25 protein-coding genes are annotated in these 24,776 nt (G+C 66.2%); 11 read left to right on the top strand and 14 right to left on the bottom strand.

The window, feature by feature from the left end; all coding sequences use genetic code 11:
* Window position 1: 1 nt before the first annotated feature.
* Window positions 2–1,039, bottom strand: coding sequence for a Flp pilus assembly protein CpaB (gene cpaB, locus U1707_RS04505; protein ID WP_332798863.1), 1,038 nt, complete (start codon window positions 1,037–1,039; stop codon window positions 2–4).
* Window positions 1,040–1,085: 46 nt separating this feature from the next.
* Window positions 1,086–1,562 carry an A24 family peptidase gene (locus tag U1707_RS04500; RefSeq protein WP_332798862.1) on the bottom strand — a complete coding sequence of 159 codons (477 nt, stop codon included), beginning with the start codon at window positions 1,560–1,562 and terminating at the stop codon, window positions 1,086–1,088.
* Window positions 1,563–1,581: 19 nt separating this feature from the next.
* On the opposite strand from U1707_RS04500, the gene U1707_RS04495 reads away from it, so the two are divergent.
* Together U1707_RS04495 and U1707_RS04490 are read left to right on the top strand one after the other, a co-directional pair.
* Window positions 1,582–2,577, top strand: a complete 996-nt coding sequence (locus U1707_RS04495; protein ID WP_332798861.1) for an alpha/beta fold hydrolase — start codon at window positions 1,582–1,584, stop codon at window positions 2,575–2,577.
* Window positions 2,577–3,671: an NAD(P)/FAD-dependent oxidoreductase gene (locus tag U1707_RS04490; RefSeq protein WP_332799062.1), complete on the top strand. Its 1,095-nt coding sequence runs from the start codon at window positions 2,577–2,579 to the stop codon at window positions 3,669–3,671. The genes U1707_RS04495 and U1707_RS04490 overlap by 1 nt, the downstream gene beginning before the upstream one ends.
* A 227-nt stretch (window positions 3,672–3,898) precedes the next feature.
* Here U1707_RS04490 and U1707_RS04485 read toward each other — a convergent pair whose 3' ends face one another.
* A complete protein-coding gene (locus tag U1707_RS04485; RefSeq protein WP_332798860.1) occupies window positions 3,899–4,453 on the bottom strand; it encodes a hypothetical protein in 555 nt (184 codons plus the stop codon).
* Here U1707_RS04485 and U1707_RS04480 point away from each other — a divergent pair.
* Entirely contained in the window at window positions 4,452–4,976 is a 525-nt protein-coding gene (locus U1707_RS04480) for a hypothetical protein (protein WP_332798859.1), read from the top strand. The genes U1707_RS04485 and U1707_RS04480 overlap by 2 nt on opposite strands.
* Before the next feature lie 37 nt (window positions 4,977–5,013).
* On the opposite strand, the gene rnhA is transcribed toward U1707_RS04480, so the two are convergent.
* The 3 genes from rnhA to ispH are packed head-to-tail and all read right to left on the bottom strand — an operon-like array spanning window position 5,014 to window position 7,400.
* Complete coding sequence (gene rnhA, locus U1707_RS04475) at window positions 5,014–5,469, bottom strand: ribonuclease HI (protein ID WP_332798858.1); 456 nt, start codon at window positions 5,467–5,469, stop codon at window positions 5,014–5,016.
* A complete protein-coding gene (gene thrB / locus U1707_RS04470) occupies window positions 5,466–6,416 on the bottom strand; it encodes a homoserine kinase (protein WP_332798857.1) in 951 nt (316 codons plus the stop codon). Before thrB ends, rnhA begins: the two co-directional genes overlap by 4 nt.
* Before the next feature lie 27 nt (window positions 6,417–6,443).
* The gene (gene ispH / locus U1707_RS04465; RefSeq protein ID WP_332798856.1) at window positions 6,444–7,400 is read right to left on the bottom strand and encodes a 4-hydroxy-3-methylbut-2-enyl diphosphate reductase; all 957 of its coding nucleotides are present in this window, start codon (window positions 7,398–7,400) and stop codon (window positions 6,444–6,446) included.
* A gap of 122 nt (window positions 7,401–7,522) precedes the next feature.
* On the opposite strand from ispH, the gene U1707_RS04460 reads away from it, so the two are divergent.
* Complete coding sequence (locus U1707_RS04460) at window positions 7,523–8,161, top strand: hypothetical protein (RefSeq protein WP_332798855.1); 639 nt, start codon at window positions 7,523–7,525, stop codon at window positions 8,159–8,161.
* 70 nt (window positions 8,162–8,231) lie between these two features.
* Here the strand turns inward: U1707_RS04460 and U1707_RS04455 are convergent, their stop codons facing one another.
* The gene (locus U1707_RS04455) at window positions 8,232–8,834 is read right to left on the bottom strand and encodes a Dps family protein (protein WP_332798854.1); all 603 of its coding nucleotides are present in this window, start codon (window positions 8,832–8,834) and stop codon (window positions 8,232–8,234) included.
* A gap of 189 nt (window positions 8,835–9,023) precedes the next feature.
* On the opposite strand from U1707_RS04455, the gene U1707_RS04450 reads away from it, so the two are divergent.
* The 3 genes from U1707_RS04450 to U1707_RS04440 all read left to right on the top strand — a co-directional run bounded on the left by U1707_RS04450 (window position 9,024) and on the right by U1707_RS04440 (window position 13,851).
* Window positions 9,024–9,938, top strand: coding sequence for an ROK family protein (locus U1707_RS04450; RefSeq protein ID WP_131586140.1), 915 nt, complete (start codon window positions 9,024–9,026; stop codon window positions 9,936–9,938).
* 95 nt (window positions 9,939–10,033) lie between these two features.
* On the top strand, window positions 10,034–11,944 hold the full coding sequence (locus U1707_RS04445) for a putative bifunctional diguanylate cyclase/phosphodiesterase (RefSeq protein ID WP_332798853.1): 1,911 nt from the start codon (window positions 10,034–10,036) through the stop codon (window positions 11,942–11,944).
* Window positions 11,944–13,851: a CHASE4 domain-containing protein gene (locus U1707_RS04440; protein WP_332798852.1), complete on the top strand. Its 1,908-nt coding sequence runs from the start codon at window positions 11,944–11,946 to the stop codon at window positions 13,849–13,851. The genes U1707_RS04445 and U1707_RS04440 overlap by 1 nt, the downstream gene beginning before the upstream one ends.
* 26 nt (window positions 13,852–13,877) lie before the next feature.
* On the opposite strand, the gene dinB is transcribed toward U1707_RS04440, so the two are convergent.
* Window positions 13,878–14,963, bottom strand: a complete 1,086-nt coding sequence (gene dinB, locus U1707_RS04435) for a DNA polymerase IV (protein WP_332798851.1) — start codon at window positions 14,961–14,963, stop codon at window positions 13,878–13,880.
* A 100-nt stretch (window positions 14,964–15,063) separates the two neighbouring features.
* On the opposite strand from dinB, the gene U1707_RS04430 reads away from it, so the two are divergent.
* Window positions 15,064–16,491 carry a phospholipase D-like domain-containing protein gene (locus tag U1707_RS04430; RefSeq protein WP_332798850.1) on the top strand — a complete coding sequence of 476 codons (1,428 nt, stop codon included), beginning with the start codon at window positions 15,064–15,066 and terminating at the stop codon, window positions 16,489–16,491.
* A 196-nt stretch (window positions 16,492–16,687) separates the two neighbouring features.
* On the opposite strand, the gene ctrA is transcribed toward U1707_RS04430, so the two are convergent.
* From ctrA to U1707_RS04415, 3 genes are all read right to left on the bottom strand, one after another.
* Complete coding sequence (ctrA, locus tag U1707_RS04425; protein ID WP_055872989.1) at window positions 16,688–17,389, bottom strand: response regulator transcription factor CtrA; 702 nt, start codon at window positions 17,387–17,389, stop codon at window positions 16,688–16,690.
* Between the two features lie 201 nt (window positions 17,390–17,590).
* On the bottom strand, window positions 17,591–18,979 hold the full coding sequence (locus U1707_RS04420; protein ID WP_332798849.1) for a sensor histidine kinase: 1,389 nt from the start codon (window positions 18,977–18,979) through the stop codon (window positions 17,591–17,593).
* Window positions 18,976–19,641 carry a response regulator gene (locus tag U1707_RS04415; protein ID WP_332798848.1) on the bottom strand — a complete coding sequence of 222 codons (666 nt, stop codon included), beginning with the start codon at window positions 19,639–19,641 and terminating at the stop codon, window positions 18,976–18,978. Before U1707_RS04415 ends, U1707_RS04420 begins: the two co-directional genes overlap by 4 nt.
* Before the next feature lie 112 nt (window positions 19,642–19,753).
* Between U1707_RS04415 and U1707_RS04410 the strand changes: the two genes are divergently transcribed.
* Window positions 19,754–20,416, top strand: a complete 663-nt coding sequence (locus tag U1707_RS04410; protein ID WP_332798847.1) for a hypothetical protein — start codon at window positions 19,754–19,756, stop codon at window positions 20,414–20,416.
* Between the two features lie 51 nt (window positions 20,417–20,467).
* Here the strand turns inward: U1707_RS04410 and U1707_RS04405 are convergent, their stop codons facing one another.
* The 3 genes from U1707_RS04405 to U1707_RS04395 all read right to left on the bottom strand — a co-directional run bounded on the left by U1707_RS04405 (window position 20,468) and on the right by U1707_RS04395 (window position 22,626).
* Window positions 20,468–20,704, bottom strand: coding sequence for a hypothetical protein (locus tag U1707_RS04405; RefSeq protein WP_332798846.1), 237 nt, complete (start codon window positions 20,702–20,704; stop codon window positions 20,468–20,470).
* Window positions 20,701–21,831: a PepSY-associated TM helix domain-containing protein gene (locus tag U1707_RS04400; protein WP_332798845.1), complete on the bottom strand. Its 1,131-nt coding sequence runs from the start codon at window positions 21,829–21,831 to the stop codon at window positions 20,701–20,703. Before U1707_RS04400 ends, U1707_RS04405 begins: the two co-directional genes overlap by 4 nt.
* A gap of 120 nt (window positions 21,832–21,951) precedes the next feature.
* A complete protein-coding gene (locus tag U1707_RS04395; protein ID WP_332798844.1) occupies window positions 21,952–22,626 on the bottom strand; it encodes a fumarylacetoacetate hydrolase family protein in 675 nt (224 codons plus the stop codon).
* A gap of 137 nt (window positions 22,627–22,763) precedes the next feature.
* Between U1707_RS04395 and U1707_RS04390 the strand changes: the two genes are divergently transcribed.
* A complete protein-coding gene (locus tag U1707_RS04390; RefSeq protein WP_332798843.1) occupies window positions 22,764–23,858 on the top strand; it encodes a catalase family protein in 1,095 nt (364 codons plus the stop codon).
* A 7-nt stretch (window positions 23,859–23,865) separates the two neighbouring features.
* Window positions 23,866–24,630 (top strand): metallophosphoesterase family protein, encoded by a 765-nt coding sequence (locus tag U1707_RS04385; RefSeq protein ID WP_332798842.1) that lies wholly within the window; start codon window positions 23,866–23,868, stop codon window positions 24,628–24,630.
* Window positions 24,631–24,776: the final 146 nt, after the last annotated feature.

Below are 24,776 nucleotides of genomic sequence, written 5' to 3'. Positions count from 1 at the left end.
CTTAATTCTTCCCCCCGACCGGAACGACGGTCATTGCGTTGCCGCGCGCCACCCGCACGATCGGTCCTTGCACGGCGACCACGCCGGTCGCAGGTGCTGCGGTCTGGATCATCGGCATGCCAACTTGTCCGCCGCCGGTCTCGGCCGGTTTGCCGGGGACCGAGCTACGCTGGTACCGCGACACGTCGGCGCCCGTCTGGTAACTGCCGGCACCGGCCGATGGCTGGCTCGCAAGCCGCACCATCATCGCTTTTTCGGCCTTCGGATCATTGCCGTCGGGTACGCGCACCGCTCCCGAGGCGATCGCCTCTTCGAGCTCGGCGGAATTGTCGGCGATCGAGCGCAGCGACAACGACAGCGAACCGAGCGTCTGCGCGACCGCAACCTGTTCCGCCATTTTCGGCGTCGCCTCGATCGTCACGTTCGAGAATGTCTGGACCTTGGTCTTGCCGTCTTCGCCGACCAGATTGTCGGTCCGCTGGTCGGTGGCGAGCACGCGGATGTTGCGCATGATCGTTTCCGACACCTTGAGCGGCTGGCCGTCGCCGCCACCGGCGACGGTCTGCGTCAGGACCAGATCGATCCGATCGCCAGGAAACACGAAGCCCGCCACCGCAGCCTGTGCCGATACCGGTACGGAGACCGCGCGCATGCCAGGGCCAAGCGCCGCGGCAAGGAAGCCACGGTCGCCGGGCTTCACGAGCGAACCCTGCGTCACCGGCTGCCCGGCAGTGATGATGCTGCGCACCACCGTGCCCTGCAGCGACTGGAGATTGGTCTTGTCCCGGAGGTAGTACGCGTTGTCGACCAGTTCCTTGGGCCAGGGCTGAAACTTCAGCGCGGTCGCATCGAGGATCGTGCCGACCGGTAGCGAGCGGGTCGCGACGAGCACTTCGGGCCCGTCGACGACCGGCGCCGTCATCACGACCGCCCCGGCTTGCGGCGCGGAACTGCCGGCGATCAGCGTTCTCGCAAAGAATGCCGTGATGGCTGCGACTATCAGCGCGCCAACCAGCAATATGATCTTACGACTGTCCATGACTAGTTCGTGCCTTTCAGGCGCCGGTATTTTGCTTCGGCGTTAATCATGACTGAAACTGATTAAGGAGTGGTTCGCGCAGTGCGAGCAGCCCGGCGAACGCTATCGCAACGCCGTAGGGGACTTCGATCTGGCCAGCCCCCTTCTTGATCATGCGCTCGATCATCATCACGATCGTGACGATCCCACCGGCGATCGACATCACCATCAGCATCGAGAGGAACGCAGGAAACGGCAGCCACAACGCGAGCGCGACGATCAGCTTAACGTCGCCGCCACCCATCACGCCGAAATGAAACGCGATCAGGAACACGGCGAACACCGCCGCCGCGCACCCCAGCTGGATCGCCATGTCGGGCCAGACGTCCAGCCCGTTGGCATACCACCACACCGGTGCCAGCAACGCGACGGCGGCGTTCTTCCAGTTGGCGATCTCTCGCGTCCGAACGTCCTCGATGCCGGCGGAAAGCAGCAGGCCTCCCAGCACGAAAATCAAAATTGGAAGAGCAATGCTGGACCCCATCGGCTAAGTCCTAACGGAGATGACTTTCGAAAAAGTAACCGTGCCACGAGAATCGACTGGGGCTTCCGCCGCGGGAGCGGCACGACGGGCGATCCCCGCCGATGCCCGCATAGGATATTGGGCCGCCCCGGACGGCTGGAAGCTGCGCCGGTTCGACTGGCCCGCCGAGGTGCCGCGCGGAAATATCCTGTTCCAGACCGGTCGCGGCGATATCTTCGAAAAGTATCTCGAAACGTTTGCGCATCTCGTCGCGCAGGGGTGGTCGGTGACGGCGTTCGACTGGCGCGGGCAGGGCGGTTCGGGACGGCTTTCCGCCGATCCCCATGTCGGCCACGCCAGCGACTACGGCGTGTACGACCGCGACCTCCAGGCGTTCTGGGCGGACTGGAGCGCGGAGGACACGCGGTCGGCGATGCTGCCGCGCGTCGTTCTCGGCCATTCGATGGGCGGCATGATGGTGATGCGCGCGCTGGCGGCAGGCGCGATCCGGCCGGCGGCGGCGATCCTCGTGGCGCCCATGATCGGACTGAAATCACCGTTCGGCGCGGGCTTTGCGGGCAGGGTCGCACAGTGGATGGCGGCGCGTGGCGATCCCGCGCGTGCGGCCTGGCGGACCAACGAGCGGCCCGGGTCGGTCGCGTCGCGCCAGACGTTGTTGACGCATGATGTCGCGCGCTACGACGATGAGGGCTGGTGGCAGCGGACATGTCCCGATCTGGTGCTGGGGCCGCCGAGCTGGGCGTGGCTGGCACAGGGGTTTGCGGGGGCGGCGGCGTTGGCGACCGACCCCCGCGTCGAATCGATCGACATACCCGTGCTGATGCTGGTCGCCGACGCGGACAAGCTCGTGGATCCGCGCGCCGCGCTCCGGCTGGCGGCGCGATTGCCGGATGCCCAGGTCGTTCGGTTCGGCCGCGATTGCGCGCATGAGATCCTGCGCGAGGCCGACGATGTGCGGGATCGTGCGCTGTCGGCGATCGATTCGTTTCTGGCGGCGTGCGTGCCACCGCGTTGATGGCGGCGCCGTACGATATCGCGATCGTCGGTGCGGGAATGGCCGGCGCCAGCCTTGCCGCGGCGGTTGCGCCGCATGCGCGGGTGGTCGTGCTGGAAGCGGAGGAAACGCCAGGTTATCATGCCACCGGTCGCTCGGCCGCGTTCTGGTCGGAAACATACGGCGGCCCCGCTATCCAGCCGCTGACGACCGCATCGGGCCCTTTCCTCCGCAAATCCGGCTATCTCGCACCGCTCGGGTCGTTGCATATCGGTCGTGCCACAGATGCAGCGGCAGCCGACGCATTCCTGGCCATGTTCGCCAATAGCGACGTTGCGCTCCAGCGCGTCGATCCGGCGGCACTGGTGCCCGGTCTCCGCCCGGACTGGACGATCGGCGTGCTGGAGGCGAGCTGCGCCTATATCGACGTCGCCGCGCTCCACGCCGACGTCATCGCCACCGCGCGGCGTTCGGGAGCGGATTTTGTCACCAACGCGGCCTTCACTGCGGCGACGCGTTCCGGGGGGCGCTGGATGATCGAAACGCAGGCAGGGCAGTATGCGGCGACCATATTGGTCGACGCAGCCGGCGCCTGGGCCGACATCGTCGCGGCACGGGCCGGCGTCCGTACGCTGGGACTGCAGGCGTATCGCCGGACGATGGCACAGGTCCGTACCGATCCCGGGGCACCCGACGGCATGCCGCATGTCGCCGATATCGCCGGGCGTTTCTATTTCAAACCGGAGCCCGGCGGGCGGGTCTGGCTGACACCCCATGACGAGATCCCCAGCGAGGCGTGCGACGCCGCGGCGGAGGAGATCGACGTTGCGCTGGCGATCGATCGGTTCGAACAGGTCGTCGACTGGCGCGTCGCCGCGGTCGAGCGTCGCTGGGCGGGACTGCGCACCTTCGCGCCCGATCGCTTGCCGGTCTACGGCTTCGACCCCCGCGTGCCGGGGTTCTTCTGGTACGCGGGGCAGGGCGGTTTCGGTATCCAGACCGCGCCCGCTGCGGCTGCGCTGGCGGCAAGCCTGATGGTCGGGATCAGCCCCGAACCGGAGATCGCGGGGATCGATCCCGGTCGGTATTCACCGCATCGATTGTGCGGGAGCTGACCCAGCGACTCGGCTCGGCCTGATTGACCGGCGACGCGAGTCGCGCCGCCTACCGCGCTGCTATAGAACGGTATTTCGACAAAGCCCCCACGATCTAGCATTCCCGTAATGAGTGTATCGATCTTTTCGTACACCAGAATGGCAAGCAGATTCGCCGATCCATTGGATAATATCCGGAGTTTGGGATCTAGACCTGGACCGGAGTGGGTTAGTCAGAAAAACTAAATCTAAGTTAAGTACGAATGATGGTTAACGGAACATAATTCATGTGCTGGCGACGTAAAGCCAGATTTTGCGGTGTGTGTACCATGGCCGATCTTTTCGTTGGCAGTTCGATTTCGGCGATCAACGCCAAGGGCGAACTCCCCCTGCCAGACCATTTCTGTGTCGCGATACAATCGCGAGCTATCCGCGACGAACTGTTCGTCGGTCTTCATGCCGATCATCCCTGCATGATCGTCTGCGCTCGCGACGGCATCGCCGTTCACCGCGACGAAGCCCAAGGCATCATGTTCGACGGCTGGGAGCGCGAGGCGCGCGACATGCTGTTGCGACGACGGCTGGGTTTCGTTGCGCCGGCCCACATGGACGGGAAGGGGCGTATCCACATCGCGTCGTGGATGCGGTCGCGACGCGGCATCCGCCAACGCGCGCTGCTGATCGGCATGGGCCGTCATTTCGAGGTCTGGAACCTCGACCAGGTTCTCGAACAGGGGCCGAGCGACCTGATCGTCCTTGCCGCACTGCACCTCGGTACACCGCTCACCAGGGAGGATCGTCATGAACCTGCTATGTCACGTCTCGGGCCACGTCGCCGCACCGCTCGTGCTGGAAAACCAGGGCTTTCTGTTCAGCCGGTGCCAACGCTGCCGGCACGACCTGATCCGCTCCGCCCGGCCGTCAAGCGAATCGGCACCGGCCGATAGCTGGACCAGCGTGCCCGACGGGTTGCGGGTCGCGTGGCGGTCGACGGACGTTTCGGCGTTCGACCAGCCGTCATGGCGCCAGCGGTCGCTGCAACAGGTGCGCGACCATGGCCGCGACATGGTCGTCGCGGTAAGCGATGTCGCGCACGTCGCGGTCGCGGTCGTCGGCTGGCACGGCGTCGATGCCGCTCGGCGGATCAAGGCGGCGGCGCTGGCCACGTATCACTCGGGTCGCCGCGTCCTGCGTCTCCCTCATCCGACACGGCCGTCCTATGCCGGGATCGTGATCATCAACCTGACCCTGCAGCGCGATGCCCCGGTGTGGCGCGACGAAACGACGAAGCAGGATACGCAGTTCGGCGACGTGATCGGCGCATGACCGCGCCGGCAGCGGGTCCGCTATTCAGGCCCGCAAGTCAGGAGCGTCCGGCTGCCATCGCCGCGTCGCTCGCCAGTTTGTCGGCGCGTTCGTTTTCGGGGTGACCGGCATGGCCCTTGACCCACTGCCACTCGATCTTGTGACGTTCGACCGCGGCCAGCAATGCGTGCCAGAGTTCGGCGTTCTTGACGGGCTTCTTGTCGGCGGTCTTCCAGCCGTTGCGCTGCCACCCCTTCACCCATTTGGTGAGGCCATCCATGACGTATTTGCTATCGGTGTACAGCGTGACCGCGCACGGCCTCGTCAACGCGTTGAGGGCCTGGATCGCCGCGGTCATTTCCATGCGGTTGTTCGTCGTCGGGGTTTCGCCGCCCGACAATTCCTTCTCGTGCGCGCCCATCCGGATCACCGCGCCCCAGCCACCGGGGCCGGGATTGCCCTTGCACGCACCGTCGGTAAAGATCTCGACCTTGCTCATCTCGCCGTCAGTCATGCAAACATATCGTCCTTTGCGTAAGCCTCGTAGCGGCGCCAATAGGCCAGCGGATCCTTCCGCGTCACCAGTGCACCCGCCGGCGTATTCAGCCAGTCCCATGCTCGCGTCAGCAGGAACCGCAAACAGGCGCCCTGCGCCAGGATCGGCAGCGCCGCCCGCTCGTCGTCGGATAGCGGATGACGCTCGGCATAGCCTTGTACCAGCGCACCGCCGACCGCCCCGTCATAGCGCTCGCCGCGGTCGTCGAAGCTCCATGCGCTATGCATGATCGCCAGGTCATAGGCGCGGATATCGGTGCAGGCGAAGTAGAAATCGATCAATCCCCCCACCGCGTCGCCGCGCATCAGCACATTGTCCGGGAACAGGTCGGCATGGATGACCGCGCGCGGCAAAGCCTCGGGCCAGACCGAGACGACATCGTGCAACGCAACCGACACGCGGTCGAACAATCCGGGCTCGATCGTGTCGAGGTCGCGGCCGCATTGCACCAGCAACGCCTGCCACCCCGCCGGACCCAGCGTGTTCGTCCGATCGAGGGCGAACCCGGCCAGGCTTTCGTGCATGGCCCCCATCGCCTCGCCGGCGGCATAGGCCTGCGCCGCCGTCGGATGCGATACCGATACGCCGTGCAGGAACTCGATCAGGCACGCGGGACGTCCGCACAGGTCGTGGATCAGGACACCGTCGCGGTTGGCCAAGGCGCGCGGTACCGGATTGCCGTCGGTCGCCAGATGGTCGAGCATCGCCATGAAGAACGGCAGGTCGCCTGCCGAGACACGTTTCTCGTACAGCGTCAGGATAAACCGCCCGGCCGTCGTATCGACCAGGTAGTTGCTGTTCTCGACACCCTCGGCGATGCCCTTGAACGATACCAGTTCGCCGTGATCGAAGCCGGCCAGGAAGGTCGCCAGCGCTTCGGCCGATACCTGCGTATAGACCGCCATGCTACGCGCCCATCCTACGCGCCCATCCTACGCGGCGGCCTCGAGCCCGCGCGGCAGCTTGAAGGCGATCGTCTCGCGATTGGTCTCGACCTCGCGCTCCGTCACGGTGAAGCGCTCGGACAGCAGGTCGACCAGTTCGCGGACCAGCAGTTCGGGGGCCGATGCGCCTGCCGTGATTCCCAGCGTGGCGACGCCGGTCAGGAATGCCCAATCGAGTTCGCTCGCGCGCTGGATCAATCGCGCCGGCGTTCCCTCGCGCTCGGCGACTTCGACCAGCCGTACCGAGTTCGACGAATTGGGCGCACCGATCACCAGCATCGCGTCGCACGAATGGGCGATCGCCTTGACGGCGGTCTGGCGATTCGACGTCGCGTAGCAGATATCCTCGCCGCGTGGCGGCAGCATCGCGGGAAAGCGCCGCTGCAACGTCGCGACCACTGCCGCGGTATCGTCGACCGACAACGTCGTCTGCGTGAGAAAAGCGAGGTTGGTCGGATCGGCGGGCGCGAACGCCTCGGCATCGTCGACCGTCTCGATCAGCGACATCGCCCCGACGGGCACCTGACCGAACGTCCCGATCACCTCGGGATGCCCGGCATGGCCGATGAACACGATATGCCGGCCCGCCCCGACCAGTCGTTCGGCCTGGCGGTGGACCTTCGATACCAGCGGACAGGTCGCATCGAGATAGTCCAGGCCACGGTTCTGCGCATCGAGCGGCACCGATTTCGGCACGCCATGCGCCGAAAACACGACCGGCGCACCGTCCGGCACCTGGTCCAGTTCCTCGACGAAGATCGCGCCCTGCGCCTTCAGTGAATCGACGACGAACTTGTTGTGGACGATCTCGTGGCGGACATAGACCGGGGCACCGTGCTTCTCGATCGCCAGTTCGACGATCCGGATCGCGCGGTCTACGCCAGCGCAAAAGCCTCGGGGTGCTGCGATCAACAGTTCGAGCGGCGGCTTGTCGATTGGGCTCATGATGTCCTCGCCTCTACGCGATTGCTTGCCTGGACGATAGCCGGTTCCTATGGTGCGCCGCGACAGGGGCCGCTTGCGACAAGCGGCGGCCCTTTCGCTCGTTCGAGAAGGTAAGCGTCGCCGTGAAAGCCCCCATCCTCGCCGTTTCGGCCGTTGCAGTTCTTTTGGGAGGATGCGCCGGCAAGGGCGAAGTCGACGCGACCGGCGGTATTTCCGCGGTCCGTTCGGTCTGCCCGGCCGTGGCGATCCCCGCCGCGACCGGTGATATCACCTTGTTCGATCCCGCGACGAGCCGCGATCAGTCGGCGATCGACGTCGCCGCCTTGATGACGAACGTCCGCTCGACCTGTGCCGACGCGACCGATCAGGTCGTCACCAACGTCACGTTCGATATCCGCGCTCGTCGCACGCGTACCGAGGGACCCCGCGACGTGACGTTGCCCTATTTCATCACCGTGGTCCGCGGCGGCAGCGCCGTCGTCGCCAAGCGCATCGGCCGCGCCACGCTGCATTTCGACGCGGGCCAGGCGCTCGCATCGACGTCGGCGACCGCATCGTCGACCATCTCGCGCGCCGCAGCGACGCTGCCCGACGACGTGCGCGAGAAGCTGACGCGTAAGCGCAAGGCCGGCGACCAGGATGCCGCCGTCGATCCGCTGAGCACCCCCGAAGTCCGTCAGGCGGTCCTGCGTGCCAGCTTCGAAGCGCTGGTCGGGTTCCAGCTCACCGACGACCAGCTGAAGTATAACGCGACCCGCTAAGGGCGGTCGCGTTTCATTTGCGCAGTAGATGCGGGGTCCGATCGCCGAGGCGATCGGACCCCGTTTTCGTTTACTTGTCGCTGCGGACGAGTTCGGTTTCGGCAAGATGCTCCGCCAGGAACCAGACCTGCGGCTCGTGCGTGCGCACGATGTTGCTGACGAGCAGATCGTTGGTGCCATCGTCACCGGCTTCGTCGGCCACTTCGGCGCCCTCATGGGCCTGGCGCAGGATCAGCTCGTGCGCTTCGAGCAGGCGTGCGAGCTGCGTCGGCACGTCCTCGCGGCCCTTGGGCGGACGGGGGATGGTGGTCATCTCGGCGACGTCATGCGCCATCGCGATGCTGATCCCGCCGAGCGCCATGATCCGCTCCGCGATGAGATCGACCAAAGCTGCCTGCTCCTCGTAATGCTTGTCGAGCAACAGGTGCAGTTGATAGAAGGTCGCACCCGACATCTGCCAATGATGCTTCTTGTACATGTCGCGCAACGTCATCGTGTCGGCGAGGACCTGGTTCAGGATCGACACGCTCTGCGCACGGGCATTGTCTTCGAGCGCGATCGGCAGACGCTTCAGCGTTCCGTACGGCTGGATCTCGCGATACTCGACCTTGTACTGCGGCTGTGCTTCGATCGACGTATCAACCTTCGCCATTTTTTCGAGCTTCTTGGCCATAGGTAAATTCCTGTCTGCAAGCATGATGGAAGTGCCACAACGCACGACCACGCGGATCGATAGCGGACGAAAACATCGTTGAGGGTGATCGGGATTATCGGTCATGGCACGCGTGGCTGCCGGATCCGCCTCTTGACTGGACGACGCGGGCAAAGGAAGCGGGCGCGGTCAAACGCATAGGAGTTCAGGATGACGGAAGCACCTTTGGTCGCAGGGATCGAACTCGGCGGCACCAAATGCATCTGCATTCTCGCGCGCGGCCCCGACCAGATCGAGGAAACCGTCCGCATCCCGACCACCCGCCCCGAAGAGACTCTGGCGGCGATCGAGGCCGTGTTGGACGGCTGGAGCGGGTTCGTCGCGATCGGCATCGCCAGTTTCGGACCGGTCTCGATCGATCGTCACGCCGGCGATTACGGCCACATCACCTCGACGCCCAAGCCGGGCTGGGCCGGCACCGACATCGCCGGTCGTCTTCACCGCCGGTACGGCGTGCCGACCGGCTTCCATACCGACGTCGTCGGCGCGGCGCTGGCCGAGGCGCGCTGGGGCGCGGCGAAGGGGCTGCCGGATATCGCCTATGTCACGATCGGGACCGGCGTCGGCGCGGGGATGATTGCGAACCACCGCCCGATCGACGGACTGACCCATTCCGAACTCGGTCACATCCGCCCCGTCCGGTTCCGCGGCGACGACTGGATCGGCAATTGTCCGTTCCACGGCGCCTGCCTGGAGGGGCTCGTATCGGGGCCCGCCATCGCCGCACGGATCGGTCGACCCGCCGACGAGGCGCCGGCGGAAGATCCCGTCTGGGACGGCGTCGCCGATGCGCTCGGCCAACTTTGCCATACGCTCGTCCTGACCGGCATCCCGCGGCGCATCGTCATGGGCGGCGGCGTGATGGGCGCCTCGCATCTGTTCCCGCGCGTGCGGGCGGCGATGACGCGGAGCCTCGGCGGGTACGTCACGCTGCCCGAGGTCGCGCTGACCGACACGTTCATCGTGCCGCCCGCGCTCGGCAACAACGCCGGGCCACTCGGTGCGATCGTGTTGGGCGCACAGGCACTTAGCGAGCAACTGCAGACGTCGTTCACACCGTCTTAACCGTGTTCCGTTAGCCCTTGGTGGCGATAGCGAGGGGCATCGCACAGCACCGCCAAGTCGCGGCCTGCCAAGCCCGACCAAGGAGCGGAAATTCGATGCGGATATTGATCGTGGACGACGAGCCGGCGATGCACGACAGCTATCGTCGCAGCTTTGCCGGCCAATATCCCATCGGCGGCGCGGCGTTGGGGGCGATGGCCGTCGAGCTGTTCGGCGACGATGTGCTCGATACCGCCGACGCGATCCCCGCGTTCGTCCTGACGCACTGCGACCAGGGTCTCGATGCGGTCGCCGAAGTCGCGCGCGCGTTCGCCGAGAATGATCCCTACGCCGTCGCCTTCATCGACGTCCGCATGCCGCCCGGAATCGACGGCCGCGAAACGGCGATGCGGATCCGCGCGATTGATCCGGCGATCAACCTCGTCATCGTCACCGGTTTTTCCGATTTCTCGCCGGTCGAGATCAGCAAGGTCGCCGGCCCCCCCGACAAGATCTTCTACATCGCCAAGCCGTTCGAAGTGGCCGAGATTACGCAGACCGCGACCGCGCTCGCCAAGCGGTGGGAGAACGACCGCGAGCTGGTGGCGGCACGCGATCTGCTGGCGGCGCAGGTCGTCCAGCTCGAGGAGCAGAGCGCCGAACTCGCCGCGAACGAAAGCCGCGCGATCCACATCGCGACGCATGATTCGCTGACCGAAGCGCCCAACCGGCTCGCCTTTCTCCGTGCGCTCGGCGAACGCACCAAGCGGCCCGGCGCGTTCGCGACCGTGATGGTCGACCTCGATCGGTTCAAGCTGATCAACGATACGCTCGGCCATCTCGCGGGCGACGCGCTGATCCGCGAGATGTGCGCGATCCTCAACCGTGCCTCGCCTGACGGTGCGATGGTCGCGCGCCTCGGCGGCGATGAATTCGGCATCCTGTTCGAAGCCTCCTCGGGCGAGGCCGCGGCGGTGATGGCGTGCGACCGGATCGTGGCCGCCTGCTCGGTCTGCGTCCAGGTCTTCGGCAATTCGGTGCATGGCGGCGCGTCCGCGGGGCTGGTCGTCACCGAAGGCGGGCAGGGCGGCGACCCGGTCGATGTGATCCGCCGGTCCGATCTCGCGCTCAACGGCGCCAAGCGCGGCGGCCGCGGGATCGTCCGGGTGTTCGACGAGAGCATGGACGAGGGCATTCGCTTTCGCCGCCGGGTCGAGGGTGGCCTCAGCCAGGCGATCGCAAAGGGCGAACTCGGCCTGGTGTATCAGCCGATCGTGTCCGGGAACGCGATCGAGGTGGTCGGCTTCGAAGCGCTCGTCCGCTGGAACACCACGGAATACGGACCGATCAGTCCGTCGATCTTCATCCCGATCGCCGAGGAGTCGAACCTCATCCACGAACTGGGCGACTGGGTGCTCGGCGAAGCGCTCGAAGGGCTCAAGCAGTGGCCCGGCCAATATGTCTCGGTGAATTTCAGCCCGCGCCAGTTCCGCCGCCAGAATTTCGTCGGCCATGTCATGCAGAGCGTCCAGCGCGCCGGTATCGAGCCGGCCCGGCTCCAGATCGAGATCACCGAAACCGCGATCTTCGACGACGCCGAACGCGCCGCCGAAACGCTCTACAAGCTGCGCCAGATGGGCTTCCGCATCGCGCTCGACGATTTCGGGACGGGCTATTCCAGCCTCTACAACATCCGCAAGTTCGCGCTCGACTGTCTCAAGATCGACAAATCGTTCATCGACGGCATGGGCCGCGAACGCGAAAGCGCGGCGATCGTCCATTCGATCATCCATCTCGGCCGCGCACTCGGGCTCGGCGTCATTGCGGAGGGCGTCGAGACCGAAGCCCAGGTGCAGGCGCTCCGCCTGGCCGGCGCGAGCCATCTGCAGGGCTATTTCTTCTCGCGTCCGGTGGTCGCGGAGATCGCGCAGGACATGGCCAATGCGCGGATCGTCGGGGGCAGCGACGATACCGCAGGCGACGGCCATGCCGCGTATCCCAGAATGGGCAATGGGACGCGCGGTTGATGGCATCGCGCGCCAGTCTCGCGCGGCGGTTTAGGACGCGGGTCGGACCGATTCGCGGCCCCGCGTCGCTCGGCGCCAAGCTCGTGCTGATCATGACCGGGGTCGGGCTGTGCGCCTCGATCGCGATCACGATGCTGCTTGCCGGCATCATCACGCCTAGCTTCACCAAGCTCGAGGACACGGCGATCGCCGGGCATATCGAGCGGACCCGCGCCGCACTGTTCGAGTACGAGGCCAAGGTTGAAAGCGCCGCCCGCGACTATGGCGATTGGAACGACAGCTACGCCTATCTGACGAAACCCGACGGCAAGGTCGAACTTGAGAGTGGCGAACGCGCCAGGTTCGAAAACGACAGCTTTTCGCCCTTGGCGATGAGCAACATCGGGATCGACGGCATGGCGTATGTCACGCCCGACGGCCGCATCGTCATCGCCCGGTGGCGCGAATCGGTCGATGGCGTCGGCCCCGCGGCCATGCGCCGGCGCTGGATCGCGACGATCGCGCGGACCGACCTTGTGCGCGGGCTGGCGGGGCGGAGTTCGGGACGGTTCTACGCGCGCGTCGGTAACAGCGTCGCGGCGATCGGGATCGCGCGGGTTCGCCGCTCGGACGGCAGTGGCGCGCCCCGCGGCTATGTGCTGATGGCGCGGCGCATCACCTCTCGGCAGATCTCCGACCTGCTCCAGCTCGACGCCCGGATCGACCCGCATGCGGCCACCGTGACCGAAACGGTGACCCCGAATACCGGTACGCTGACGATCGCCGTACCGATGACGGGCGCCGACGGGACGGCGGTGGCGAACACGCGGTTTAACGTGAGACGCGACGTATCCCTCCTCGGCCGCCGCATGCTCCTGCTGGCGGTCGTCGGTTCGACCGTCTTGTTGGTGCTAGTCCTGGCCGTCCTGCGCCGGACGATCACGCGGCTCGTGCTGCGCCCGCTCCACCGCGTGGAAAACCACATGCAGCGGGTGCGCGCATCGGGCTCGCTGGCGCTGTTGAACGAATATGATCGCCGCGACGAAATCGGTTCGCTTGGCCGCAGTTTCAACGCGATGCTGCGCCAGTTGAAGGACCTGCGCGAACAGATCGAGGTGCAATCCTTCGATCTGGGGCGCAGCGAGAGCGCGGTGGCGGTGATGCACAACGTCCGCAACGCGCTGACCCCGATCAGCACGATCCTCAGCCAGGGTATCGCGCAGGCCCCGCCGATCGATCGCACCACGATCGACCGCGCGCTCGGCGAACTCGTACGCGGCGATGTCCCCGAGGCGCGCCGTCGAAAACTGGTGGCCTTCGTCGCCGCCGCGATCGAGGCCGAAACCGCCAACCGCGAGGCGACTCGCCGTGAATTGGCGGTCGGGCGCGAAGCGATGGTCCAGGTCCTCGAGATCATCGGCCAGCAGCAGAAGGCGGCCCACGAACGGCCGACGTTGCAACAGTGCGACGTCGCCGATATCATCGCCCGCAACGCGACGATCGCCCGCTATTCGCAGAACGTCTCGATCGCGTTCGGTTTTCCCGCCGGGCCGATCCACGTGATGGCCAGCCGGGTGATCCTCAGTCAGGTGATCGGCAATCTTTTCGGCAACGCATCCGAATCGATCGCCGCGCGGGGGCTCGGCAGCGGATCGATCATGACGTCGATCGTCGAACAGGGCGACCGCGTCACGATCCTGATCCGTGACGACGGCGAGGGGTTCGCCCCCGAACTCGCGCCGAACCTGTTCCAACGCGGGTTCTCGACGCGGCATCACAAGTCGGGCGGTCTCGGACTGCACTGGTGTGCGAACTCGATGACCGCGATGGAGGGATCGCTGCGGCTGGAGAGCGAAGGATCGGGCTTGGGCGCGGTCGCGATCGTCACGCTGCACCGGGCCGCGGTCGGAATGGCACGCGCGGCGTAGCTAATCGTAAGCGAGTGCCGTCGGCGTCAGAACAGCGTCGGTTGCACGTCGTCGTCTTCCGCCACGATCCCAGACAAGGTGAGGCCAAGCAGGCGAACTCCCCCCGGGACGGGCATCTGCGCCATCAACAATTCCAGCCCCGCGGTCAGAAATGCCGCCTTGTCCGTGACGGCGGCCAGCGAAGAGCGTGCCCGCGTGATCGTCCGGAAATCGGCATGACGCAGTTTCAGGGTGATCGTCCGTCCGCGCGTCCCGTGCTTTTCGATCCGTAGCCACGCCGCATCCGCGACGCGGTGCAACGCGGCCCGCAGGTCCTCGGGTTCGCTGAGATTGGTCTCGAACGTCCGCTCGGCGCCGACCGACTTGGCGGCACGATCTACCCGCACCGGACGATGGTCGATGCCGCGCGCCGCGCCGTACAGATACTCCGCATAGCTGCCGAAATGCGCCTGGAGGAACGCCAGGCTCTGGTCGTGCAGGTGGGCGCCCGTGACGATTCCCAGCCGCTCCATCTTCTGCGCTGTGACCGGTCCGACGCCGTGAAAGCGCTTGACCGGCAGCGACTGAACGAACGCCGCGCCACGCTTCGGCGTGATGATGCAGATCCCGTCCGGCTTGTTCTGGTCCGACGCGAGCTTGGCGATGAACTTGTTGTAGCTGACCCCGGCGGACGCGGTCAGCCCGGTATCCGCCTTGATGCGCGCCCGGATCTCCTCCGCGATCGCGGCCGCGGTGCCAAGGCCGCGAATGTCCTCCGTCACGTCGAGATAGGCCTCGTCGAGCGACAGCGGCTCGACCAGCGGGGTGTAGTCCGCGAAGATCGCCCGGATCCGGTCCGAGACCTCGCGGTAGACGTCGAATCGCGGCGGCACGAAGACCAGGTCCGGGCAGCGTCGGATCGCGGTTGCCGACGGCATCGCGCTGCGCACGCCGAACGCGCGCGCTTCGTAGCTTGCCGCCGCCACGACGCCGCGCGCGCGCGATCCGCCGACCGCGACCGGCTTTCCCTTCAGCGACGGGTCGTCGCGCTGCTCGACCGACGCATAGAAGGCATCCATGTCGACATGGATCACCTTGCGCTGGGCGGGCGGCTGGGTAGGAGGGGCGGCCATCAGCGCGTTAGATAGGCGCGCGAGCGGCGGCGATACAGGGCGGGGGCGCAACCAAATGCGTGACTGCGCACAATGCCGACAGGCAAACGAAGGGACGCGAATGCAGGTCGGGACGGAATGCTGGCGGGTCGAACGCGCCGAACAGATGGCGGTGATCGTCGATGCGGAAAAGTATTTCCGTACCGCACGCGTCGCCATGATGGGCGCCAAGCGTCGCATCCTGCTGATCGGTTGGGATTTCGACGCCCGCATCGAGCTCGAGCCAGGCGTCGACCGGCCCGGCGAGCCCAAGACGCTTGGCGACTTCATGCTGTGGCTGGTCGAGCGCGAGCCCGAACTCGAGGTGTTCGTGCTGCGCTGGGATACCGGTGCGATCAAGTCGGTGTTTCGCGGCTCGACGATCTTCACGATGATGAAATGGATGCGGCACAAGCGTATCCATACCAAGCTCGACGGCCACCACCCGACCGCGGCCTCGCATCACCAGAAGATCGTCATCATCGACGATGCGCTGGCGTTCTGCGGCGGCATCGACATGACCGGCGATCGCTGGGATACGCGTGATCACCACGACGACGATCCGCATCGCGTCCAGCCATCGGGCAAGCCGTACAAGCCGTGGCACGACGCGATTAGCGCCGTCCAAGGCCCCGTCGCGCACGCGCTGGGCGAACTGTTCCGCCGCCGCTGGCATCTGGCCGGGGGCATGAAGATGGCCGCCGGTCAGCCTGGCAGCCGTTATTGGCCCGAGGGACTCGAGGTCGATTTTCGCGACGTCGATGTCGCGATCGCGCGCAGCGAGCCGGAGATGTCCGATCAGGAACCGGTGTACGAAAGCGAGGCGCTGTTCCTGGGCCAGATCGCACGCGCCAAGAAGCATCTGTATATCGAAAGCCAATATTTCGCGTCGCGCAAGATCGCCGAGGCGGTGGCGAAGCGGCTCGACGAGGCGGCCGGCCCCGAGATTGTCATCATCAACCCGACGACCGCGCAAGGTTGGCTGGAGCCGATCGCGATGGATACCGCGCGTGCGCGGTTGATGGAGGCGCTGCACCGGCGTGACACACACAGCCGGCTCCGCATGTATCATCCCTTCACGAAGGGCGGCGAGGCGATCTATTGCCACGCGAAGATCTTGATCGCCGACGACGACGTGTTCCGGCTCGGGTCGTCGAACATGAACAATCGTTCGCTCCGGCTCGATACCGAGTGCGACCTTGCGATCCGCGCTACCGACGATGCGACATCGCAAGGTATCGCCGCAATTCGCAACGGTCTGATCGCGGAGCATCTGGGGGTCGAACCGCATATCGTGACCGACCTGATCGCGGAGACGGGGTCGCTGATCGACACGATCGAACGCCTGCGCGGCAAGGGCAAGACGCTGCAGCCTTACGAAGTGCCGGACCTGACCTCGGTCGAGGAATGGCTGGCGGACAACGAAGTGCTCGATCCCGAAGGCCCGGAGGAGATGTTCGAGTCCCTCAGCAAGCGTGGGCTGTTCCGGCGACTGCGGCGGAAGAAGTAGGGCGGACGTCGCTGGCGAGAGTACAGGCCACCGCCCAAAACGCCCCGTCATCCTGACGGAAGTCAGGACCCGGGGTTCCAAGCGCACCGCTTTATCGCTCTGGATCCTGACGTTCGCCGGGATGACGGGGCAAACAGGAAAGGCCGCAGCACCCCCCGGTGCCGCGGCCTCATGCGCTCCCGAAATTACAGGGGAGTTACGCGACCTGCGCTTCGAGCACCTCGTCGGGTTCGCGCAGCACATATCCGCGACCCCAGACGGTCTCGATGTAATTCTCACCATCGCATGCCAGGCTGAGCTTCTTGCGCAGCTTGCAGATGAACACGTCGATGATCTTGAGTTCCGGCTCGTCCATCCCGCCATACAGGTGGTTGAGGAACATTTCCTTGGTCAGGGTCGTGCCCTTGCGGAGCGACAGCAGCTCCAGCATCGCATATTCCTTGCCGGTCAGATGGACGCGGCTGCCATCGACTTCGACCGTCTTGGCGTCGAGATTGACCGCGAGTTTGCCGGTGCGGATGACCGACTGGCTATGGCCCTTCGACCGACGCACGACGGCGTGGATGCGCGCGACCAGTTCTTCGCGGTGGAACGGCTTGGTGACGTAATCGTCCGCGCCGAAGCCGAAGCTGCGAACCTTCGAGTCCATCTCGTTGACGCCCGACAGGATCAGCACCGGTGTCGACACGCGCGCGACCCGCAGGCGCTTGAGCACGTCGTATCCGTGCATGTCGGGCAGGTTAAGGTCGAGCAGGATGATGTCGTAATCATACAGCTTGCCCAGATCGAGGCCTTCTTCCCCGAGATCGGTGATGTAGACGTTGAACCCCTCGGTCGTCAGCATCAGCTCGATAGCCTTGGCCGTGGTCGGCTCGTCCTCGATCAGCAGCACCCGCATGCGTCGTCCCCTTATCGCGAGACCGCCCGACACCCCATGTCAGCCGCTCGACTTCGATTCATTAACCACAGGACAAATGAAGGTAAAAGGTTAATTTCGACTTAAGCGGGATGTTGCCTGATGTTACCGATGCAACAGCAATGGGCGCAGCACATTGTAATTTTGGGAATTATCGGAGGCTCGTCGCGGGTTAACGGTGGGCTAGGACTGTATCGGAAGGGTTAGCGTGGTCGACAAGCCACCGAGTTCGGCAGAGCGTCCCAGCGTTAACCCACCACCGTTCAGTTCTGCGAGTTCGCGGGCGATCGACAGGCCGAACCCGTGCCCATCGCCGCGTTCGTCGAGACGACGGCCGGGCATCATCGCCTCGCCGATCGCCGCCGTCTCCAGCCCATCGCCGTCGTCGGCGATCGTCAGCGATACGACAGGGCCCGCCACGACGACCGAGACCACGATCCGGGTGCGTGCATGACGCCAGGCGTTGTCGAGCAGATTGCCGACCATCTCGTCGAGATCCTGCGGGTCGACCGCCACCGCGATATCGGTCGGCACGGCGATATCGACCGACAAGGGGCGTTCGGCATGAACACGCCGCAAGACGTTCGCGAGGTCGTCGATCGCGGGCGCTATCGCGGTCCTGGCGCGTGTACCCGAACCGGCGGCGTCGGCGCGTGCGCGACCCAGATGATGCCGTACGCGCGAGTCGATCTGGTCGACCATATCGCGCAGATCGTCCGCCGCGCCGGCTTCGGCGAGCTTGAGCGACAGTGCGGCGAGCGGTGTCTTCAGCCCGTGCGCAAGGTTCGCGACATGTTGGCGTGCGTGCGCCAGCCCGGCGGCGTTCTGGTCGATCAGCGCGTTCAGTTCGATGACCAACGGACGCAGTTCGCCGGGCTGCTTATCGGGAATGTGGCGCTCGCTGCCGGCCCGGACAGCCGCGAGCGACTCGCGCAGATCGCGGAGCGGACCGAAACCGATCCGCAACTGGAACAGCGTCGCCAGGGCAAGGCCGATGCCGAGCAGCGCAAGCGAGCCGAGCAGCGGGATCATCGCCTCACGCAGCGGCGCCTCGACGATCCGGCGCGGACCGACGGCAGTGATCGTCACCGGACCCGCGCGGCTGGCGACGATCGCAGTGCGCGAATGCAGCCGTTCGCCATGCCGGTCACGCGCCTCACCGGGACGCGGCTGCGTGTCGACGCGCGGCAACGGCGATGGCGATCCCTCCAGGGGCGGGCGAGGGGGACCGGCCCCGGGCTCGGGCAGGACGATAGGCCGGGACGCCGAACCGTCGCTCGTCACGCGTCCCGCGGGGCCAGCCACCTGCCAGGCCCATCCCGACCCGGGCGAATCGAACCCGGCCAGATCGACGATCCGCGCGCGGTCGAGACTCCCATCGGGGCGAACGGCGCGCGCGACCACGGTAATCTGCGCATCGAGCCGATCGTCGAGCCCGCGCATGACGAACCGCTCGAGAACATGACTGATCGCGAAACCCGCGAACACGAGCGCGAACAGCGTCGAGATCGCCGAGATCGCAAGCATCCGGCCGTATAACGAGCGGGGCACGAGCGACCGTAGCAGCCTCACGCGCCATCACCCGTCAGGCGATAGCCGCGCCCGCGCACCGTCTCGATCATCTGCGCGCCGATCTTGCGCCGCAACCGGCCGATGATCACCTCGATCGAGTTCGAATCGACATCGGCATCGCCTTCGTAGACGCGTTCGATCAGGTCGGCGCGTTCGATCACGACCTCGCGCCGCAGCATCAGGGCCGACAGCACGCGCCACTCGAACGCGGTCAGTTTGAGCGGCAGTCCGTCCAGCTCGAACGTGCCGAGCTGCGCGTCGAACGCCAGCGGCCCGCAGGTCACGCGCGATGCGGCATGCCCCGCGGCGCGCCGGACCAGCGCGCGCAGGCGCATCACGACCTCCTCGACGCGGAACGGCTTCACGACGTAATCGTCGGCGCCCGCCTTGAACCCCTCGACCTTTTCCGACCAGCCGTCGCGCGCGGTCAGGATCAGCACCGGCAGGTCGCGCCCCGCCGACCGCCAGTCGCGCAGCACCGACAGGCCGTCGCGCTTGGGCAGGCCCAGATCGAGCACCGCGACATCGTAGAGCTCTGTCGCGCCGAGATGGCCGCCGTCTTCGCCGTTGGTCGCGACATCCACCGCGAAATTCTCCGCACGCAATGCCCGCGCCAGCCCGTCGGCGATCGCCGCATCGTCCTCGACCACCAATACCCGCATGCCTGTCGTCCCTAATCCTGCGTACCAAACGGAAACTGAACGGCTTGGTTCAGCGGGCGTCGGTCGGCGAGGCGTAGAACGTCCCTCGTCAACCAACGAGAGGACAGACATCATGTCGGAACACCCAGCCGATCGCTCGAAGTTTCGCCGCAACCGTCTGGCGATCGCCGCCGCCGGTCTGCTCGTCGTCGGCGGTGCCGCCGGCGCCGTCACTGTCGCCGCCACCCGCCCTACCGTGACCATGGCCCCCGCCACGCCGGTCGCGATCCGCTCGCTCCAGTCGGACGGGATCGTCACGATCCGCGGCAACGTCGCCGAAGTCTATGGCAACAAGTTCGTGATGGCCGATCGCACCGGCCGCGCGCTCGTCGACCTCGGCCGCGAAGGCGAGGACGGCACGCTCGTCACCGCCGGTCAGCCAGTCACCGTCCAGGGTCAGTTCGAGCAGGGCTTCGTCCACGCCGCGTTCCTGGTCGGCGCCGACGGCAAGGTGACCGCACTCGGTCCGGTCGGTGGGCCGCCGCGTGGTCGCCCCGGTCCCGGCCCGGATGGTCCCGGCCCGGATGATCCCGGTCGTGGTGGCCCAGATGGTGGTCCCGGCGGTCCCGGTGCACCCCCGCCGCCCGCGGGTGTCGTTCCGCCGGCGCCTACGGCAATGGCTCCCGGTACGCTGCCGGCGGTCCCGGCATCCGGCGCCGTGGTCCCGCAGACTGGGACTGCGCCGCTCCCGGCAGCCGGCACCGCGCCCGTCGCGCAACCGGCGCGCGGCGCCTGAAAGGGCGACCGAATGACGGTGCGGGGTCGGTTATCAACCGGCCCCGCACGGTTATGCTCGTTGAACCTCGGGCATGCGCCGGGTCACGCCGGTACGATCGCGTTTCGCGGTCGGCACCGCGGGTCTGGTCCAATACCAGGCGGTGATCGCCAGCGGCGCGGCAAGCAGCATACCGGCCGCGACGTCCCAGCCGTCGTCCCCGAGCAGGCCAGCCACCAGCCCGAGAAGCGTCAGGATACCGATCAGCATCGGAATGCCGAAGATCTGGAGCATCGTCTTGTGCCTCATGCTTCACCCGCCATCACGACTTCGCGGACACGCTGTTCGCTCGGTCCGCCGCGTCGCCGAAGCCAGAGGTACAGGCCGCTCCCGAGCACCACGATCGTGAGCACGTCGAACACCGCCCAGACGATCTTCATCGCCATCCCGCCATAATCGCCGAAGTGTAGCGGCTGCGCGAGCAGCATCGCCTGCATGTACCACGGCATCGGCGTCACCGCGTCGAGCCGCCCGGTCGCCGCATCGACGAAGCCCGGCAGCAGCAGTTTCGACGTCAACGGCGTCGTACCGCGCAGGAACACGGCATAATGATGCTTGCTGCTGAACACGACGCCGGGAAAGGCGATGAACTGCGGCTTCATGCCGGGCGCCTCGCGTTGTACCGCGTCCAGCGCGGCCTGCACCGATGCGCGCTGCCCACCCAGCGGCGTCCGCGTTTCGCTCGCGATGATCGCGGCAAGTTCGTTGGCTTTCCAGATCCCGGTGATCGGCACCACGAATGTGTTGATCGTCCCGGTAACCCCCACCACGCTGGCCCATACGAGCGTGACGATGCCGAGCAGGTTGTGCCGGTCCAGCCACCCGAGCCGCGTGCTACGGTTCCGTCGCAGCGTCCCGAAATCGAGCTTCGCCATGAACGGCGCGTAGAGCACCACGCCGGATACGATCGCCGCAAAGAACAACAGGCCCATGACGCCCAGGAAGATCTCCGCCCAGAAGCCGAGCAGCATGTCGGTATGCAGTTTCAGGACGATGTCCATGACGCCGTCGACATGCGGCGGCAGCATCGCCCCGGTGCGCGCGTCGAGCGCCAGGAAGTGCATCGCCGCAGGAACCGCGTCGGCGGTCGGGCCGGTCGTGACGTAGACGATCGGCCGGTCGGCGTCGAAGCTGATATACAGCGGAATGTCGCCCGGTGCCTGTGCGGCGGCGCGCGCCAGGATGGTGTCGAGCGAGAGCGACGGGGTCGTCACGGGTAGCGCAGCCAGCGGCGCGGGGGGATCGAGCCAGCCGTCGATCTCCTCATGAAAGATCAACGGCAGGCCGGTCACGCACAGCATCAGCAGGAACGCCGTGCAGATCAGGCTCGTCCATTTGTGGACGAGGTACCACGCCTTGATCGTACCGCGCGTCATGGCCTCGGGGCCATCGGGCGGTTCGATTCTGCAAGGCGGCGCGCACTCATACGCCTCTGGTATAGAAATGATAACGATGTGCAATAGCGGAACGACGCGAACGGCGTCGTCGGTCGTGCGTCAGTCCCCGACGGCGATCTCCAGCGGTTCGAGTCCGTCGATCGTGGCACGTACGCGCTGGCCGCGCCGGATCGGGCCGACGCCCGCAGGGGTGCCGGTGAAGATTAGGTCGCCCGGGGCGAGTTCGACGAACGTCGACAGCACCGCGATAACCTCGGCCACGCTCCATATCATCATCGACAGGTCGCCCGATTGGCGTGTCTCGCCATCGACCGTCAGCGCGATCGCACCCTGTGCGGCGGGCAGACCGGGGGTCAGCGCGCCGATCGGGGCCGACCGATCGAACCCCTTCGCCATGTCCCACGGGCGACCCGCCTTTTTCGCAACCGCCTGCAGATCGCGCCGCGTAAGGTCGATGCCGACACCTGCGCCGAAGATCATCGCGGCCGCGTCGCTCGCGGCGACGGCCTTTCCCCCGACGCCGATCGCGACGACCAGCTCGACCTCGTGATGCAGGTCCTCGGTCTGCGTCGGAAACGGTAAGGTCGTACCGCTCGCGACGACGGCATCCGCCGGCTTCGAGAAGAAGAACGGCTGTTGCCGGTCCGGATCGGATCCCATTTCGCGCGCGTGGTCCGCATAATTCTGCCCCACGCAGAAGATGCGACGCACCGGGAAGCGGTCCGTGACGCCGACGATCGCGACCGTCGGCATGGTGATTTCGGGTATCTGCATCGAATGCTCCTTCGATGCCGCTGATCGGCGGTCGACGGCAGGTTTGCAACGCAGTGTTTGCACCCGCGTATCGGCACCGCGGGAACGTCTTCTCGGACCAGGGGGTTACGACGCGGTACCAAGAGGAGTTCTACCCGATGTCCAGCAAGCACCCCGTCCGCTACGATCCGTCCGTCGAGACGGTCGCCTCCGACGAGCAGGAGACGCTGGCAGGACTCCAGGAGTCGTTTCGCGAGATTCTCGAGACGACGTCGCAGGATTATGGCCATGCGGTTCGGGCGGTACACGCCAAGGCACACGGGATCGCGCGCGGCACGCTCACCATCGCCGCCGATCTGCCCGCCGAACTGGCCCAGGGGATCTTCGCCAAGTCCGGCGAGCATGAGGCGGTCGTTCGCATTTCGACCAACGCCGGCGACATTCTCGACGACAGCATCAGCCTGCCGCGCGGGATCGCGCTGAAGGTCCTCGATGTCGACGGACCGCGGTTGCCCGGGTCCGAAGGCGCGACGACGCAGGACTTCATCATGGTCAATACGCCTGCATTCGCCGCCGCGGATCCCAAGGCGTTCTCGAAGAACCTCAAACTCCTGTCGAAGACGACCGACCGGTTCGAAGGCGTGAAGAAGGCGATGTCCGCCACCTTCCGCGTCGTCGAGGCTGCGCTCGAGGCCGTCGGTGCCCAGTCCACGACCTTGAAGACGCTTGGTGGCGCAAAGCCCGTCCACCCGCTTGGCGAGACCTATTACTCGCAGACGCCGCTGCGCTACGGCGACTATATCGCGAAGGTCGCGCTGTTCCCCGTCGCGCCCGAACTGACGCGCCTCACCGGCGATACCGTCGACATCACCGCACGCCCGGACGCCCTGCGCGAAGTGGTGCGCGAAGAGATGGTGGAACATGGCGGCGTCTGGGAGTTGCGCGTCCAGCTCAACACCGACCTCGCGGCCATGCCGATCGAGGATGCCTCGGTCGTCTGGGACGAGGCGGAAAGCCCGTTCGTCACGGTCGCCACGCTGACGGTCGGGCCGCAGATCTCCTGGGAGCACGGCGTTACCGACCGCACCGACGATGCGCTGTACTACAGCATCTGGAATGGCGTGGCGGCGCATCAGCCGCTCGGCGGGGTCAACCGCGTGCGCAAGGATACCTATACGCAGTCGGCGAACTTCCGCGGCAACTTCAACGGTTGCCCGGTACACCAGCCTGCAACCCTCTCCGAACTTGCGTAATCCGCGCATGTTGAAGCTGTTCCACGTCAGCGACGTCCATTTCGGCGCGGAAGACCCCGCGGCGATTGCGTGGTTCAGCGAGCGGGTCGCCGCGGAGAAACCGGATGCGGTCATCATGACCGGCGATCTGACGATGCGCGCCACCAAGCGGGAGTTCGAACAGGGTGGCGAATGGCTGCGCTCGCTCGGCGTGCCCGTCACGCTGGAGGTCGGTAACCACGACATTCCCTATTACTGGGACCCGTTTCGCCGGATTTTCGCGCCGTATCAGCGCTATGCCGCCGTCGAACAGATGATCGAACGCCCGCTCGAACTCCCTGGACTGACGATCGTGCCATTGAAGACGACCGCGCGGGCGCAGTGGCGGTGGAACTGGTCGAAGGGCAGGGTGGGCCAAGGCTCGCTGCGACGCGCGCTCGCGATGATCGCCGACGCCCCGAAGGGGAACTTGATCTTCGTGGCCGCCCATCACCCGCTGATCGAGGGGGGGACGACCGGTACTGCCAAGACGCGGTACGGCGACGAGGCGCTGACCGCACTCGCGCAGGCGGGGGCGCACGCCGTCCTGTCCGGACATGTCCACGATCCCTTCGATATCCCCGTCGATCGCGAAGGCCAGACGATCCGCATGATCGGCGCAGGCACGCTGTCGAAGCGGACGCGCGGTACCCCCCCGGCCTTCAACGAGCTTCAGGTCGATGGCAGCGACATCGTCGCGCTGGCGCGTACGTTGTCGGCCGACCGCAAGCAGCCGATCGGTATGTCTCGCTAACGGGGCGGGGGCGGACAAGGTCGGCCCCTCGCAAGATCGCCCCGCCCGACACCCTGAAGACGATTACGCGCTTGCCTTGCGACGCTAATCGTCGCAGCGGCTGTCTTGTATCGGTCGTGATGGCGTAGCCGCTTCGAAGCGTGCAC

It is taken from the genome of Sphingomonas sandaracina (assembly GCF_036663695.1).
In the GTDB taxonomy this organism is placed as follows: domain Bacteria; phylum Pseudomonadota; class Alphaproteobacteria; order Sphingomonadales; family Sphingomonadaceae; genus Sphingomonas.
Note: the sequence above shows the minus strand (reverse complement) of the source record. Positions and strands in the feature narration are given on the sequence as shown.

What these genes read in the sequence shown, in the direction of transcription:
- cpaB (WP_332798863.1), bottom strand. Translation starts at nt 1,039, where the DNA reads ATGGACAGTCGTAAGATCATATTGCTGGTTGGCGCGCTGATAGTCGCA.
- U1707_RS04500 (WP_332798862.1), bottom strand. Translation starts at nt 1,562, where the DNA reads ATGGGGTCCAGCATTGCTCTTCCAATTTTGATTTTCGTGCTGGGAGGC.
- U1707_RS04495 (WP_332798861.1), top strand. Translation starts at nt 1,582, where the DNA reads ATGACTTTCGAAAAAGTAACCGTGCCACGAGAATCGACTGGGGCTTCC.
- U1707_RS04490 (WP_332799062.1), top strand. Translation starts at nt 2,577, where the DNA reads ATGGCGGCGCCGTACGATATCGCGATCGTCGGTGCGGGAATGGCCGGC.
- U1707_RS04480 (WP_332798859.1), top strand. Translation starts at nt 4,452, where the DNA reads ATGAACCTGCTATGTCACGTCTCGGGCCACGTCGCCGCACCGCTCGTG.
- U1707_RS04485 (WP_332798860.1), bottom strand. Translation starts at nt 4,453, where the DNA reads ATGACGATCCTCCCTGGTGAGCGGTGTACCGAGGTGCAGTGCGGCAAG.
- rnhA (WP_332798858.1), bottom strand. Translation starts at nt 5,469, where the DNA reads ATGACTGACGGCGAGATGAGCAAGGTCGAGATCTTTACCGACGGTGCG.
- thrB (WP_332798857.1), bottom strand. Translation starts at nt 6,416, where the DNA reads ATGGCGGTCTATACGCAGGTATCGGCCGAAGCGCTGGCGACCTTCCTG.
- ispH (WP_332798856.1), bottom strand. Translation starts at nt 7,400, where the DNA reads ATGAGCCCAATCGACAAGCCGCCGCTCGAACTGTTGATCGCAGCACCC.
- U1707_RS04455 (WP_332798854.1), bottom strand. Translation starts at nt 8,834, where the DNA reads ATGGCCAAGAAGCTCGAAAAAATGGCGAAGGTTGATACGTCGATCGAA.
- U1707_RS04450 (WP_131586140.1), top strand. Translation starts at nt 9,024, where the DNA reads ATGACGGAAGCACCTTTGGTCGCAGGGATCGAACTCGGCGGCACCAAA.
- U1707_RS04445 (WP_332798853.1), top strand. Translation starts at nt 10,034, where the DNA reads ATGCGGATATTGATCGTGGACGACGAGCCGGCGATGCACGACAGCTAT.
- U1707_RS04440 (WP_332798852.1), top strand. Translation starts at nt 11,944, where the DNA reads ATGGCATCGCGCGCCAGTCTCGCGCGGCGGTTTAGGACGCGGGTCGGA.
- dinB (WP_332798851.1), bottom strand. Translation starts at nt 14,963, where the DNA reads ATGGCCGCCCCTCCTACCCAGCCGCCCGCCCAGCGCAAGGTGATCCAT.
- U1707_RS04430 (WP_332798850.1), top strand. Translation starts at nt 15,064, where the DNA reads ATGCAGGTCGGGACGGAATGCTGGCGGGTCGAACGCGCCGAACAGATG.
- ctrA (WP_055872989.1), bottom strand. Translation starts at nt 17,389, where the DNA reads ATGCGGGTGCTGCTGATCGAGGACGAGCCGACCACGGCCAAGGCTATC.
- U1707_RS04415 (WP_332798848.1), bottom strand. Translation starts at nt 19,641, where the DNA reads ATGCGGGTATTGGTGGTCGAGGACGATGCGGCGATCGCCGACGGGCTG.
- U1707_RS04410 (WP_332798847.1), top strand. Translation starts at nt 19,754, where the DNA reads ATGTCGGAACACCCAGCCGATCGCTCGAAGTTTCGCCGCAACCGTCTG.
- U1707_RS04405 (WP_332798846.1), bottom strand. Translation starts at nt 20,704, where the DNA reads ATGAGGCACAAGACGATGCTCCAGATCTTCGGCATTCCGATGCTGATC.
- U1707_RS04400 (WP_332798845.1), bottom strand. Translation starts at nt 21,831, where the DNA reads ATGACGCGCGGTACGATCAAGGCGTGGTACCTCGTCCACAAATGGACG.
- U1707_RS04395 (WP_332798844.1), bottom strand. Translation starts at nt 22,626, where the DNA reads ATGCAGATACCCGAAATCACCATGCCGACGGTCGCGATCGTCGGCGTC.
- U1707_RS04390 (WP_332798843.1), top strand. Translation starts at nt 22,764, where the DNA reads ATGTCCAGCAAGCACCCCGTCCGCTACGATCCGTCCGTCGAGACGGTC.
- U1707_RS04385 (WP_332798842.1), top strand. Translation starts at nt 23,866, where the DNA reads ATGTTGAAGCTGTTCCACGTCAGCGACGTCCATTTCGGCGCGGAAGAC.